This is a genomic window from Gammaproteobacteria bacterium, from assembly GCA_016765075.1.
In the GTDB taxonomy this organism is placed as follows: Bacteria; Pseudomonadota; Gammaproteobacteria.
In genome coordinates this window covers 1-15,320 of the sequence record JAESQP010000017.1, presented here as the reverse complement: position 1 = coordinate 15,320, position 15,320 = coordinate 1, and the positions used below count along the sequence as shown (strand labels likewise).

The window sequence follows — 15,320 nt, the reverse complement described above, 5'->3', positions numbered from 1 at the left end:
GATGACACCACCCCACCAGTCACAAATACGTATTTGGTCATAAACTCAGAAGATAAAAAAAGACAAACGTCGAAGTCCTACAAAGTACCAGATTTAGCTAATTCTCTCAATGAAACAAGGCTTTAAATCAGCACTTAGATTGAAATTATCAATCAGAGTGCCAGTCAAATTGCCAACTCAATTCGCCGTCACTGGCAACAAAGGGCTGACAGATACAAAGCCCAGCAATGGCCGCCAATTTACCGTCGACATAGATTAGCGGTATACGGCCGCGTAACCAATGAGGTATTGCCCACTCTTGAAACAAGGTTTTTAGCTCACGTGAGTGAGCCTGCCCTGCTGGCTGGCAACGCTCACCACCTTGTCGAAAGCGAACTTCAATTTGTGTGTTGTCTGCTATGCGCAATCCATTACCGTTGGTTTGATAAGCGTGCAATTCACCATCATCGAGTTTAAATGTCTCATTTGTCTGTCCCCGTAATTGCAGACTAAATACCTTTGTCTCGTCGGTCAGCACTAAGGGTGCCATGGCGTAGACTTTGTCGCGATAGCAGCGTATTTCGACACCACGCCAAACGATGAACGGTGATCGATCTTGCGCACTGGTTTCAAGCTGGTTAATCATTTGCTCAAGGCGCTGGTGATTAGGTGCGCGTAACGCTAACTCAGCTAGCCAATAGCGAATTAAATTGGCTCTGCGCTGGTGTGATAAATTATTTAACGCTACACGCGACAAGGTGTTATCGCTACCCGCAACTGTGACCATGTCGATACTTGCAAGTTGTTGCAATAAACTAGCACTCTCGGCGCAATATGCTGCGCTGCGTGATAAAGTCTCACTCGCTGCTGGCCAATTTTGTTTGAGCAGTGGCAAGATTTTCTGGCGCAAATAATTACGCTGAAAACGCAGCTGTTGATTAGATGGGTCTTCAACCCAGCTAAGCCCTTCTGCTGTTGCATAGTTCACAAGGTCTTGCTTACTAAAACCTAGTAAAGGCCGCATGTGCCGGCCTTTGGCAAAGGCTTTTATTTCCGGCATCGATGCTAAACCCTTTGGCCCTGCGCCACGCAAGGCTTGCAATAAAAATGTTTCTGCTTGGTCGTCTTTATGTTGTGCGGTGAGTAAAATATCATGCTCTGCGAGTTGGCTCGCCAATAATAAATAGCGTGATTCACGTGCTTTTTCTTCTACACTATCACCCTTGTTGAGCGATAGATCGGCATTCATGCCAACAAAGTCTATGCCATATTCATCACAAACAGCACGACAATGATTAGCCCATTGCGCACTAAGGGAATGCGGCAGAATTCCTGAGGAAGTGCCCTTGGGGTGAAAAGACTCAGCTTGAAGGCCGTGATCAATATAAATTGCTCTAACTTCTATTGGAGTTTCTTCCGCCTGTAGCCTTGGCATAAGCTGCACCAAGGCATGAAGCAGAACCGAAGAGTCGACCCCACCACTGAAAGCGACCCAGTAGCGTTGAACATTGGGGTATTGTTGCAGCACTTGTAACAGCGACTGCGGCGAGAAATCAGGCACTGGAGTTTGTTAACATAATGCAGATCGGCACATTACCCTAGCTTTCTTTGAACGTACCGATATTCATTAAACGCTGACGACGCTGTGCTAATAAGGTGTCAGTATCCAGTGTATCTAATGCGGCCAGGTTAGCTAACAAGGCTTGCTTAATATCCGCAGCTGTCGCATCGACATTACGATGCACGCCGCCTAAGGGTTCTTGAATGATTTCGTCAATCAATTTGAGTTCTTTTAATCGTCGTGAAGTAATGCCTAAGGCTTCTGCTGCATCAGCTGCTTTTTCTGCGCTCTTCCATAAAATCGATGCACAGCCTTCCGGTGAGATGACAGAGTAGATACTGTGCTCTAGCATCAGTACGCGGTCACCAACACCTACGGCCAAAGCACCACCTGAACCACCTTCACCAATAACGGTACAAATTATTGGTGTTTTTAAACCCGACATCTCAAATAAATTACGCGCGATGGCTTCACTTTGGCCGCGCTCTTCAGCACCCACCCCTGGATAGGCGCCCGGGGTGTCTATAAAGGTGAGTATTGGCAAATTAAAGCGTTCTGCCATTTTCATTAAACGCAGGGCTTTACGATAACCTTCTGGCCTTGGCATACCAAAATTACGGCGTATTTTTTCTTTGGTATCACGGCCTTTTTGATGGCCGATAATCATCACTGGACGACCATCGAGGCGCGCAGGGCCACCCACAATTGCCGGGTCATCCGCAAAGGCACGATCACCACGCAACTCTTGAAAGTCAGTAAATATACTTTGCGCATAGTCCAGGGTATAGGCGCGTTGTGGATGCCGCGCTAACTGTGCTACCTGCCAGGCTGTTAATGAAGAAAATATCGACTCTGTCAGTTTTTGGCTTTTTTCTTCTAGCTTGGCAATTTCTTCGCCAATATTAATTTCATCTTCATTGCTTGCGACATGACGTAGCTCGTTGATTTTTTCTTCTAGCTCAGCAATAGGCCGTTCAAATTCCAAAAAATTCATATTCATATTTCGATTACAGTTTGCCTAGGAGGCTGTCCTAGTCATTTTAATTTGATCATTTTATATTTAAATCGCACAACATGCATATTGTCCCACATTTTTACGTCCGTTTTATCCTTATCCTTGATAAACGGCTATCAATAAACAACATGGACATTTTCTGGCGCTGTCAGTTTACCCAACTTTGTTAGTAATTCCTGGCTTGGCCGCACTTTCCAGTCTTCTGGCAAAGGGATATTAACCCTACCCTGCTCTGATTGGTAATTAAGTAATATTGTACATTTACCCTGTTTATATGACGTTAAGATTGTAGCCAGTTTGCTGGCAAAATCGCTGGCAAAATCATTGGCATTTTTCTTTATGTCGAGGCGAATCGCTTTGGCAAATGTCTCACGCGCTTGCTCGATACCCCAAATACGATCGGCACTCATCTTATAACCACCCGTGTAATCGTCAACAGTGATCATACCTTCAACAACAACGATGCTGTCTTTGACTAAAACTTCGCGGTATTGACGGAATGCCTCGGCAAACACGGCAACCTCTAGGCGGCCGCTATTATCATCAAGCGTGATAAAGGCAATACGATCGCCACGGCGACTATTCATCGTGCGTATAGCCGTAATCAATCCTGCAATCACAATGCCCTGCTCACCAGAAATATTAAGCTCAGCAATAGTCGCCGTAGTAAAACGCTCAAGCTCTTCACGAAAACGTGTAATAGGGTGACCACTCAAATACAAACCCAGCGCAACCTGTTCACTCTTGAGTCGTGTTTCTTCATCCCATTCTTCAATAGACTTATTAATAATGACATCTGTGACTACAGGTGTATTCACATCACCACCAAACAAATCACTCATACCTGTCGCCGCATCACTGGCATATTTATCAGCGACTAGTAATGCATTGGGTAGGTTCGCCAATAACAAAGCGCGATTCTTATGAAAGCAATCGAGCGCACCAGCGCGAATCATTGACTCATAAACACGTTTGTTTAGTTTGCTTGAGTCAACACGACAGACAAGATCGCCAAAGTCTTTATACTCGCCACCTTGTTTGCGCTCGCCAACGATGTTTTGTATGGCACCTTCACCAACGCCTTTTAGTGCACCCAAACCATAGCGAATACTATTGTCACTTACTGCTCTAAACATATAGTGGCAACTATTCACGTCAGGCGGAAGTATTTCGATCTTCATCACCCTGCACTCATCGATAAGCGTGACAACTTTATCGGTATTGTCCATGTCAGATGACAATACAGCGGCCATAAATTCAGCAGGATAATGTGCTTTTAAATAGGCGGTCTGGTAAGCAATAAGTGCATAGGCAACGGAATGGGATTTGTTGAAACCATAACCAGCAAATTTTTCAATAAGATCAAATATACGTGTAGCGAGCCTGCGGTCACAGCCATTTTTTTCTGCGCCATCAACAAAGAAACCACGCTGCTTGGCCATTTCTTTAGCATTTTTCTTGCCCATGGCTCGGCGCAATAAGTCCGCACCACCAAGGGTATAACCTGATAGCACCTGCGCTGCCTGCATCACCTGTTCCTGATAGAGAATGACACCATAGGTTGCCTTCAACACCGGCTCCAGACAGGGGTGCATATAGTTCACTTCCTGTCGCCCATGTTTACGGTCAATAAAGTCATCAACCATGCCTGACTGCAAAGGCCCAGGGCGAAACAAAGCAACCAAGGCGACAATCTCATCAAAACAATCTGGCTGTAGACGTTTAATCAAGTCTTTCATACCGCGCGATTCAAGTTGAAAAACAGCGGTCGTAGAACAAGCCTTCAATAGATCAAAAGTTTTTTTATCGTCGATAGGCAGAGAGTCTAGTGCAATGCTTTCTTCGCCATTGGCTGTACGTTTTTCATTCACCGCAATCAGCGCACGATCAATAATGGTCAGGGTACGTAAACCCAAAAAGTCGAACTTAACTAAGCCAATCGCTTCAACATCATCCTTGTCAAACTGCGTAACACTATTTTTGCCACCTGGCTCACAATACATTGGCGCAAAATTAGTGAGCGCCGACGGTCCAATGACCACACCACCCGCATGCTTGCCAGCGTTACGCACAATGCCTTCTAAAGACATCGCTAGATCTAGCAAAGCAGTGACTTCCTCTTCATTGTCATAGCGATCTTTGAGCACTTCCTCTTGCTTAAGCGCCTTATCAAGCGTTATGCCAAGCTCAAACGGTATTAGCTTGGCTATTTGATCAACAAAACCATAGGGGTGACTTAATACACGTCCGGCGTCGCGAACTACCGCTTTGGCCGCCATGCTACCGTAGGTGATAATCTGTGAGACTTGATCTTGACCATAACGCTCGGCGACATATTCAATTACGCGATCACGACCCTCAATACAAAAATCGATATCGAAATCAGGCAGTGATACCCGCTCAGGGTTTAGAAAACGCTCAAACAGTAATTCAAAGTGAATGGGATCAAGATCAGTAATGCCCAATGCCCACGCCACCAAGGATCCTGAACCCGAACCGCGACCAGGGCCAACGGGTATCGATTGAGACTTTGACCAACGTATAAAATCGGCAACAATAAGAAAATAGCCAGGGAAACCCATACCAATAATCACATCAAGCTCAAGCGCCAAGCGATCTTGATAGACTTGTGTCTCTGCAAGCTCTTGGCCTAATTCACGTGCACGCGCCAAACGTGCATCAAGACCTTTTTGTGCTTCTTGTGCTAAAAAACCATTAACATCCATACCTTTGGGTACGGGAAAATCCGGCAGCGCCGTCTTGCCCAACACCAATTCAAGGTTACAGCGTTTGGCTATTTCTATCGTATTGCTTATCGCTTCTGGAATATCACTGAATAACTCCGCCATCTCTTCGGGGCTACGCAAATATTGCTGCTCAGAATAATGTCGTTTGCGTCGTGTATCTGCCAGTGTGCGGCCTTGGTGAATGCAAACACGCGCTTCATGTGCGTCAAAATCACTGCTTTTTAGAAAACGCACATCATTGCTTGCAACAACGGGGGTTGCTGTTTCAATCGCCAAGGCAACTACAGTGTGAATATAATCTTCTTCCTGGCTGCGTCCAGTGCGTTGTAGCTCTATATAAAATCGATCAGGAAATACTGAGCACCAATGTGTTAACAATTTTTTAGCAAGATCGTTCTTTTCATCTAACAGCGCACGACCAATTTCTCCTTCAGTAGCACCGGATAATGCAATCAGTCCTTCGTTTGCTTCTGCAATCCATTCGCGCTTAACGGTAGCAATGCCTTGAATTTGCCCTTCAACATAACTACGTGAAATTAAACGACTTAAGTTGAGATAACCTGTGTTGTTTTGACAAAGCAAGGTCATGCGAGTTAATTCGGCTTTATCGCTATCGCCTTGCAAGAGCACATCAACACCAACCAATGGCTTGACACCAGCAGCGATTGCCGCGCGATAAAACTTAACCAAGGCAAATAAGTTTGCCTGATCTGTCAGCGCAACGGCTGGCATATTATGCTGGGCAACTGCTGCGGCCAAGGGCTTAACACGGACAATACCATCGACTAGCGAGTATTCGCTGTGTACACGAAGATGAACAAAACTCATAGTGATAGGCTAATCGGTCAAAAAGCGCGCAACTGGCGCATAAGATTTACGGTGAATATCGCTAATACCGTGGCGTTCAAGCGCAGCGCGATGCTGTGCCGTCGGATAACCCTTATGCGCTGCAAAGCCATACTCTGGGTACTGCTGATGATATTGCACCATGATGCGGTCTCGCTCAACTTTGGCCAAAATCGACGCCGCAGTAATTGCCGCATCCTTTTGGTCTCCTTTAATTATACCGCTAACGGGCATATTCAGGCGTGGACAATGGGGGCCATCAACACGGACGGTATCAGGCGTCACCGTTAAGCGTTCAACCGCACGGCGCATTGCCAATAAAGAGGCTTGCAAAATATTAAGCTCGTCGATTTCTTCGACGCTGGCCTCAGTAATAGCCCAGGCTAATGCGTGTGCTTGTATCTGTGGCGCCAGGCGTTCACGCTGTCTAGCCGTCAGTTTCTTTGAGTCATTAAGGCCTGCAATAGGGTGGTTGGGGTCGAGAATAACCGCCGCTGCCACTACTGGCCCAGCCAGTGGGCCTCGGCCTGCCTCATCCACACCTGCGTAATAAGCCATATCCATATATATGTTCACTCCGGCTTTATTTTTTCAATGTTATTACACAAAGAAAAATGCTCAACCACTGCACGTGCAGCAGTACGACTTGCATCACAACGCAGTAGCTGATGAATAAGGGTGAATTCTTCTGTCTGCGCCTGCCGCGCATGCTTGTCCTTAAATAACTTAATCACCTCAGGTGCCATTAAATCTGCTTGTAGTTCAGACTGTATGAATTCTGCAACGCATGCTTGTTTCGCCAAGAGATTTGGCAAAGCAAAATACTTTAGGCTGATCATCTTACGGACAATGAAGTAAGTCACGGCTGCAATTCGATAGCCTACCGCCATTGGTTTTTTTAACAAGGTTGCTTCAAGTGTTGCTGTACCACTAGCAATCAATACCACATCAGCAGCAGCCATTGCTGTTCTGGCATCGCCAATTATTATTTTTACTGGTAATTCTGGCGCGTATTGAGCGAACAGGTTTTTTATACTCTCAGCCTGATTCGGTTTTATTAATGGGCAAACACACTGTAAATCTGCCACTGATTCGCCCACCAATTTGGCTGTAGCAATGAATTGCTCGGCCAAAAATTTCAACTCGCTATCACGACTACCAGGCAAAACAGCCAGCAGCGGCACTCCATCCTCCAGGCCTAACTTAACTCTCGCTGCTGACTGATCATTTTGTAAAGGAATTTCATCGGCCAGCGGGTGCCCACTAAAACAGGCTGGCACGCCATACTCATCATAGATTTTCTTTTCAAATGGCAGCAAGGTTAAAACAAGGTCGACGGCTCGCTTAATCTGTTTAATACGACCCTTGCGCCAGGCCCAAACAGATGGGCTGACATAGTGGCAGGTTGGGATACCTTTACGATGCAAACGCTCTGCAAGGCCAAGATTAAAGTCGGGGGCGTCGATACCAATAAATAAATCCGGTGGGGAGTCCGTCCAGTGCTTAATCAAGGCGCTGCGCATCGCGCTTAACTCGCGATAGCGACCGAGAATCTCAACAATACCCATGACTGCAAGCCGGTCAGAATCATAAATAATCTTGCAGCCAGCCTCTTGCATTAAAGGCCCGGCAACACCTTCAAATTGGATATCACCACATTGCTCGATCAGTGCCTTCATCAAACGAGCACCGAGCAGATCGCCCGAGGCTTCGCCGGCAACGATAGCAATTCGTATTGACATTAGTCGCTATTATTTAAAAATGAGACTTTTGCACGAGACAAGTGGCAAAAGAAAAATGAGATAAAATCACACTGATTGAGGCGAAAAACGCCGGCAATACGTCCGTCTTGGCAAATTTTGTAACGAAGATCAGGGTGATTTTGGCCATTTTTACTTGTCAATTGTCTCGTGCAAAGGTCTCAATAATAGGCAATTAACGAATGATGCCACGCTGACTCTTGGCAATAAAATCCAGCAGTGGCGCAAGTACTGGATTGGCTTGAACCAGCTCAGCAATTTTCTCACTTGCTTCATTCAACATTAAGTTAGAGCGATAGAGAAGCTTGTAGGCTTTTTTGATAGCAGCAATTGCATCGGCACTAAAATCATGGCGCCGTAAACCTTCAGAGTTAATACCGAAGGGTTTCGCCATTTGGCCAGCCACCGTGACATAGGGTGGCACATCTTTATTAACGTGCGCACCAAAGCCAGTAAAGCTATAAGCACCAAGCGAACAAAACTGATAGATCAAACTAAACCCACCTGTTATGACATGGTCATCAATGACCACGTGACCCGCCAAGCTTGTAGAGTTTGCCATGACAATGTCGTTGCCTATCATACAATCATGTGCAATATGCACATAGGCCATAATCCAATTGTTGTTACCGATCTTGGTTAAGCCGCCACCCTTTGCCGTACCACGATTCATGGTGACATATTCACGAATCACATTATCGTTGCCAATTTCTAATCGTGTTGGCTCTCCGTTGTATTTTTTATCCTGCGGCATTTCACCGAGCGAGGAAAACTGAAAGATTTTATTGTTTTTACCGATAGTGGTCGGGCCGTTGATGACGACATTCGACCCTATCCAGGTACCTTTATCTATTTCAACATCAGCACCGATAATACTGTAAGGGCCTATTTCAACATCACTGGCAATGGATGCTGAGGCATTAATAATAGCAGTGCTATGTATCACGTCCTCGGAGCCTTCCCTGCACACATGATTTCAGCGCTACACACTATCTTACTGTTAACACTGGCTTGCGCTTTAAACTTCCAGATATTACGCACTGTTTTATACACATTGACATCAACAATTAACTGATCTCCCGGCACCACCGGCTGCTTAAAACGTGCACCATCGACACCAGCAAGATAATAGATATTATCTTCCCCAGGCTTAGTGCCTGTCGTCAGAAAAATGAGCACCCCTGCCGCCTGCGCCATCGCCTCAATAATCAACACACCAGGCATGACTGCCATAGCCGGAAAATGACCTTGGAAGAAGGGCTCATTAATTGAAACATTTTTTATCGCCTGCAAGGATTCGCCAACCTTGTAATCAAGCACTCGATCAATCAATAAAAAAGGATAGCGATGAGGCAGATAATCAAGAATACCTTGAATATCAATGGTGTTGCTCTCTTGTTTAGACATGAGTATGTTGTTACCTGGTATGGATTATATTTTACGGGCACAGTCTGTGTCGATTCTACTTATTTATCTATTACCTAGGCTAATTACCCAGCCCTCTGACTCGGCGTATTAAATTTGGTAGGCGTCTCAGCCCCGCTACTTGACGCTGCCAATTCGATTGCAGCTGCGCTCCCCATCCGGATGAGTAAATACCTGCCTTTTTTAAAGATTTTGTCACCATCGACATTGCCGTCACTGTGACATTATCAACAATTTCCAAGTGACCGCTGACCCCTACACCTCCTGCTATCACGCAGTTGCGTCCAATACGAGCACTGCCTGCGATGCCAACACAAGCAGCAATAGCTGTGTGCTCGCCAATTCTAACATTGTGTGCTATTTGAATCTGGTTATCTAATTTGACACCATTAGCAATCACTGTATCTTCAAGTGCGCCACGATCAATGGTGGTATTGGCACCCACTTCAACATCATCACCGATGGCTACTCTACCTAACTGCGGCACTTTTACCCAACCCTCTGGTGATGAAGCAATGCCAAAACCATCGGCACCAATAATGGCACCCGAATGAATTAAGCAACGCTGGCCAATCTGGCAATCATGATAAACCGTCACATTGGCCATGACTCGACTATCGTTACCAATTTCAACATCGCAGCCAATAATACAACCGTGGCCAATATAAACACCTGCGCTAATCTTGGCTCCGCTTTCGATGACACAGTGTGCGCCAATAGAAGCTGTCATATCGACTTGTGCGTCATCGGCTATTACGGCCGTAATATGCTGCCCAGTTTGCTGTGTTTGTTGAGGATGCAATAACGTAGCGATACGCGCATAGGCAAGATATGGGTCGGCACATATTATAGTGTGCGTCGTGCAAAGCTCGCTGTCTTGCTGACAAAGGATGATTGCGGTCGCTTTGCTTGATGCTAAAAATTTTTTATACTGAGAATTAGCGAGAAAGCTAATATCACCTTGCTTTGCTGACTGCAGTGTTGCTACGCTTGTCACAACACAATCATGGCCACTGCTAAGGCTTCCACCAACGTGTCCCGCAAGATCGGCAAGTGTATAGGTCACAACCCTTTCCTTAAAATAACGCTTACTAGCGGGTCTATTAATTTCTCTTACTGTTGGTTTGCTTCAAGCGTTCGAGTACTTTATTCGTGATATCAATGGCATCGCTGGCATAAATGACGGCTTCGCCAACAATCAGGTCATATTTACCTTCTTCAGCGATCTGTTTAATCACGTTAGAAATTTCACGCTGTAACTGACCAAGCTCTTCATTACGGCGTAAATTCAAATCTTCACGATATTCTTCCTGCACGCGTCGTAGGTCTCGCTTCTGTGAAATAATATCACGCTCAAGCAAACGTCGAGCTGACTCACTCATTGTATCGGCATCGCGCACCAGGTTTTGCTCTAGCTTCTGAACTTTCTTTTGCGCAGTGATAATTTCATCTTTACGTGGCTGAAAATCCTTTTCTAGTTTCTGCCGTGCTGTGGCAGCCTGCGGCGCCTGCTCCAACACCTTAATAGGATTAACGAAACCGATCTTTGTCTCTGCTATTACTGAGCCCGAAAACATGCAAGCCACACAGAACACAAAAACCTTTATTGTTGAACGATTAACCAACATCACACCTCACTAAAAAAGGTACTCCTAAAAAAAAGTACCTAGCGCAAACTGAAATACTTCAGTTTGATCGCCCTCTTCGTCATTCAACGCTTTGCCTAAGCTGAACGTCAACGGCCCCAATGGCGACAACCATAACATAGCCAGCCCCGCAGAATATCTCAATTCAGACGCTTCAAAGTCACTAAGTGTCCCATAAACATTACCAAAATCAAAAAATCCGCTAATTCTCAACGAATTGGAATTTTCAACAAACGGTAGCGGTAAAATAAGCTGCACGCTACCGGTAAACTCTAACGCTCCACCTAATGCATCGCCATTTTCACGCGGGCCCAAAGAATTAGCCTCATAGCCACGTACCGAATTAACACCACCGGCAAAATAATTCTCAAAAAATGGCAGCTCGGTCGTGCTGCCAAAGCCATCGCCCAGCGCTATTTCTGTCTGCAATAAAAGTCCAAGATTTTTGGTTAGCGGCCGCAATAATTCCGTTCGCGACGACAGTTTATAATAATTTAGATCACCACCACCAATTTCTACTAAAAACCGCTGCATAGTACCGCGAGTCGCCAATAAGGCACGATCCCGCGTGTCATAAGTCCATGACGTACTGAGCTGAATTGTATCAAAATCACTGCCATTGTCGTTGAGGAAGGCTAAGAATGATGGTGGGGTCTCAGCAGTCGAATCAACCGATATAGCTTCATAGCCGAATGAAAGATTCCAGCGACTATTCTCTGACAATGGGAAACCATAAACCACATTAGCATTAGATACATCAGCAATAAAACGTGCGATATTATTGTCAGCATCCGTGTCGGTATCTCGGAAGCTAATGTTGAACCCACGACTGACACCATCAATAGTGTAGTAAGGGTTGAGATAACCAAAGCTATACAGTGTATTGATGTCGCTGGTATTCACAGCCGCAGTAACACGTTTACCACTGCCAAGAAAATTATTTTGGCTAATACTAAAATTGAGCAATAAACCTTGTGACTGTGAAAAACCAAGACCCGCTAATAAGCTACCAGAGGGCAATTCCGTCACGCTAAAATTAACATCCACCTCATCATCCACACCGGCAACAGGCACGGTTTCGACATTAACCTCTTCAAAAAAACCTAAACGCTGCAAACGAATTCGCGAGCGATTAATTTTTTCCGTCGACATTGCGCTGCCTTCGATCTGACGCATTTCACGACGTAGCACTTCATCTTCTGTCTTGGCATTGCCAAAAACATTAATGCGACGAACATAAGCACGGCGGCCAGGGTCAATGACAAAGGTGACTTTAACGGTATTGCTTTCACGATCTATGTCTGGCACAGCATTGACATTAGCAAAGGCATAACCCTCATTACCGAGACGCTCAGATAATTGAGATGAAGATTCAGTCGTAATTTGACGAGAGAAAATATCGCCTGGTTCAAGCGTAATCAATGGTAGCAATTCATCACGCTCAACAACTAAATCACCTGCGACATCTGTTTCAGATATTGTAAATTTCCCGCCTTCTACAATATTGATGACAACGAAAATATCTTTTCTATTCGGGCTAATGCTGACCTGGGTTGAGGTGATATTAAAATCGATATAACCTCGGTCAAGATAATATGAACGTAATACCTCAAGATCACCCGACAGCTTTTGGCGTGAGTATTGATCGCGCTGACTTAAAAAAGCGTACCATGCAGGATCCCCCAACTGAAATTGCTTGAGCAATTTCTTTTCGGTAAATATTTTATTGCCAACAATATTAACGTTACGAATCTTGGCAATAGGGCCTTCGTCAACAATAATTTCAACCGCGCGTCGATTCAAGTCGAGCTCTTCGACATCGGAGCTAATGGTGACACTGTACATACCACGGGCAAAATACTGTCGCCGCAACTCAACCTCGACACGCTCAAGAATTGAAGGGTCGAATACCTGGCCATCTGACAGACCAATCGACTTCAATCCATCGAGCAAGAGCTCATCTTCGATCTCGTCATTACCCACAATATCGACACGCGCTACCGAGGGCCGCTCAATCACATTAATGGTAAGCACTCTGCCACGCTGCGTTAGTCTCACATCGCTAAAAAAACCAGTCTGATAAAGCGCACGAATGGCATCTTGAGTGCGCTCAATATCGAGGCGTTCACCTGTTTTCAAAGGCAAATAGCTAAGGACAGTGCCTACGGTGATACGCTGAAGACCTTCGAATTCGATATCATCAATAACGAATGGCGAAAACTCCGCATGCGCGACCGAAACAAGCAAAAACAGGCCACAGAGGTAACTCAGGAAAGTAGAAAAATAGTTCACAAATCGAATTCTAGAAATTATGGAACCTTTGATTTATTCTGGACGAAGTAGATTGTGAACTAAAATGTCCAGATTTGACATGCCCTTGGGGTGCAAGGCGCGAATCGCACGTCATAGCATGGCTATTGCGCCCTGAGGCAATGCGATAGCATTGCTGAGGAAGTGCTCTTGGGGTGCGAAGGTTCGCAACGTAGAAGCTGGGGGGTTTAGACACAAGATACACGTTCATGAATAGATCAAAGGTTCCCTAGCCAAAAATATGGGCAAGGTCATTGTATAAGGCCACTGACATTAACATAATTATGAGAACAATACCGACCTGCTGGCCAACCACTTGTACCTGTTCTGAAGGAGGCTTGCCGGTAAACAACTCCAGTACGTAGTAAAGCAAATGCCCACCATCGAGCATCGGTACCGGCAATAGATTCAACACACCCAGGCTAATACTAATGACTGCCATAAAACTGACAAAAGGTAACCAACCGGCATTAGCAGATTGCCCTGCATATTGGGCAATACTAATCGGGCTACTGAGATTGTCTATCGACGCCTTGCCTATGATCATGTTAAACAAGAATTTGATCGTCAACGCCGAAATCGTCCAGGTCTTTTCAATTCCTCGCCAAACCGCTTCAAACGGCGAATACTGAATTAAAGTGCGATGCTCTTGCATTAAGCCCTCAGGCACAGAAACCGATGCGCCAATAAACCCAATAATAGCGCCATCACGTTCTTGTGGTGTTGGCGTCAACCTCAAATGCAACGACTCTTCATTACGCAAAATTTCAACCACCATCTCCTTTCCTGGATGGCGTAAAACAATACCAACCCAAGATAGCCAGTCGCTAACCGGTTCACCGTCGGCAGCAATAACGGTATCACCTTTTTGCAAACCGGCGCTCGCTGCAGCACCATCGACCAAGACAGTGTCAATGGTTGCTGGCAAGCTTGGTCTAAACGGTTTAATGCCAAGCTGAGTAAGTAGGTCACCACGCTCAAGCTCTGCCGCGAAACCGGCTAGCAACAGCTCATGATGACTGGACACCTGGTGGCTATCTTTAACAATGATTTCTAACGGCGCCGTATCAAACAAATGATCGAGCAAACGCGTGTTGACCTGTTGCCAGCTACTGGTCGCTTTACCTGCGATAGAAATAATGGTGGTATCAGGCGATAAGCCAGCACGACTCGCAATAGAATTTTCTGTTACGCCACCTATCACCGGTTTTATGGCGGGTATACCCACCATAAATATCACCGCATAGACAACAATGGCAAAGAGAAAATTAGCCATTGGGCCCGCTGCAACCACAGCAAATCGTGTTTTTAATGACTGACGATTAAATGCACGATGCTGCTCTTTTGGAGCTACCTCACCCTCGCCTTCGTCCAGCATTTTGACGTAACCACCTAAGGGTATCATTGCGACCACATACTCTGTGTTGTCAAGACCTCGGCGCCATGAAAATAAGGGGCGACCAAAGCCAATCGAAAAACGCAACACCTTGACACCCAGTTTTTTCGCTACCCAATAATGACCAAATTCATGCACGGTCACCAAAATAGCAATGGCCACGATAAACCATAAAACGTATTGAAAAATATTACTCATTATAGGGAAATATTACTCATTAATTAGGGATAGAGACTTAGGGGGGTGTTAACAATCATTTTAATAGTCCTGCCAGTACGCATTTTTCACCCAGCAAGGCGGAGCGAGCGCGGTGTGGTTGGCCCACATAAGCGAGCGACAACGCCGCTGGGTGGAAAATGCGTGCTAGCCCTTCGGGTTGCATCTGAAAAAGCGCCATACTGCGTTGTTCGTCGCTCATTTGGAACCACCAAACCTCTCTCCTCTCGCCTTGTACCCCAAGGGCACTTCTTGCGGGGCGTCTGGCGCTTTTTCAGGTGCAACAGGACTATTAAAATGATTGTTAACACCCCCTAGTTGATCACTGTAATAATATCGCTTGCTAACTCACGTGCTGCAAGGTCATCAGCCAAAATAGCATCAAGACTGTTTGCTGCCTGCGCTGGCAACTCATCCAT

12 protein-coding genes are annotated in these 15,320 nt (G+C 45.6%); all 12 read right to left on the bottom strand.

The genetic code is table 11. The features are described 5' to 3' along the window. Positions 1-148: 148 nt before the first annotated feature. A complete protein-coding gene (gene tilS, locus JKY90_01010) occupies positions 149-1,540 on the bottom strand; it encodes a tRNA lysidine(34) synthetase TilS (GenBank protein MBL4850850.1) in 1,392 nt (463 codons plus the stop codon). A gap of 37 nt (positions 1,541-1,577) precedes the next feature. Continuing rightward, positions 1,578-2,540: an acetyl-CoA carboxylase carboxyltransferase subunit alpha gene (locus tag JKY90_01005; GenBank protein ID MBL4850849.1), complete on the bottom strand. Its 963-nt coding sequence runs from the start codon at positions 2,538-2,540 to the stop codon at positions 1,578-1,580. A gap of 131 nt (positions 2,541-2,671) precedes the next feature. After that, positions 2,672-6,136, bottom strand: a complete 3,465-nt coding sequence (gene dnaE / locus JKY90_01000) for a DNA polymerase III subunit alpha (GenBank protein MBL4850848.1) — start codon at positions 6,134-6,136, stop codon at positions 2,672-2,674. Positions 6,137-6,139: 3 nt separating this feature from the next. Further along, positions 6,140-6,712: a ribonuclease HII gene (rnhB, locus tag JKY90_00995; protein MBL4850847.1), complete on the bottom strand. Its 573-nt coding sequence runs from the start codon at positions 6,710-6,712 to the stop codon at positions 6,140-6,142. A gap of 8 nt (positions 6,713-6,720) precedes the next feature. After that, positions 6,721-7,890 (bottom strand): lipid-A-disaccharide synthase, encoded by a 1,170-nt coding sequence (lpxB, locus tag JKY90_00990; GenBank protein MBL4850846.1) that lies wholly within the window; start codon positions 7,888-7,890, stop codon positions 6,721-6,723. A gap of 193 nt (positions 7,891-8,083) precedes the next feature. Continuing rightward, positions 8,084-8,854, bottom strand: a complete 771-nt coding sequence (lpxA, locus tag JKY90_00985) for an acyl-ACP--UDP-N-acetylglucosamine O-acyltransferase (GenBank protein MBL4850845.1) — start codon at positions 8,852-8,854, stop codon at positions 8,084-8,086. Beyond that, on the bottom strand, positions 8,851-9,315 hold the full coding sequence (fabZ, locus tag JKY90_00980) for a 3-hydroxyacyl-ACP dehydratase FabZ (protein ID MBL4850844.1): 465 nt from the start codon (positions 9,313-9,315) through the stop codon (positions 8,851-8,853). Before fabZ ends, lpxA begins: the two co-directional genes overlap by 4 nt. A gap of 79 nt (positions 9,316-9,394) precedes the next feature. After that, complete coding sequence (lpxD, locus tag JKY90_00975) at positions 9,395-10,399, bottom strand: UDP-3-O-(3-hydroxymyristoyl)glucosamine N-acyltransferase (GenBank protein MBL4850843.1); 1,005 nt, start codon at positions 10,397-10,399, stop codon at positions 9,395-9,397. A gap of 37 nt (positions 10,400-10,436) precedes the next feature. After that, complete coding sequence (locus JKY90_00970) at positions 10,437-10,961, bottom strand: OmpH family outer membrane protein (protein MBL4850842.1); 525 nt, start codon at positions 10,959-10,961, stop codon at positions 10,437-10,439. Positions 10,962-10,985: 24 nt separating this feature from the next. Continuing rightward, entirely contained in the window at positions 10,986-13,280 is a 2,295-nt protein-coding gene (gene bamA, locus JKY90_00965) for an outer membrane protein assembly factor BamA (protein MBL4850841.1), read from the bottom strand. Between the two features lie 238 nt (positions 13,281-13,518). Further along, positions 13,519-14,883, bottom strand: coding sequence for an RIP metalloprotease RseP (gene rseP, locus JKY90_00960; protein ID MBL4850840.1), 1,365 nt, complete (start codon positions 14,881-14,883; stop codon positions 13,519-13,521). A gap of 55 nt (positions 14,884-14,938) precedes the next feature. Beyond that, positions 14,939-15,103 (bottom strand): hypothetical protein, encoded by a 165-nt coding sequence (locus JKY90_00955; GenBank protein MBL4850839.1) that lies wholly within the window; start codon positions 15,101-15,103, stop codon positions 14,939-14,941. Positions 15,104-15,320 lie beyond the last annotated feature (217 nt).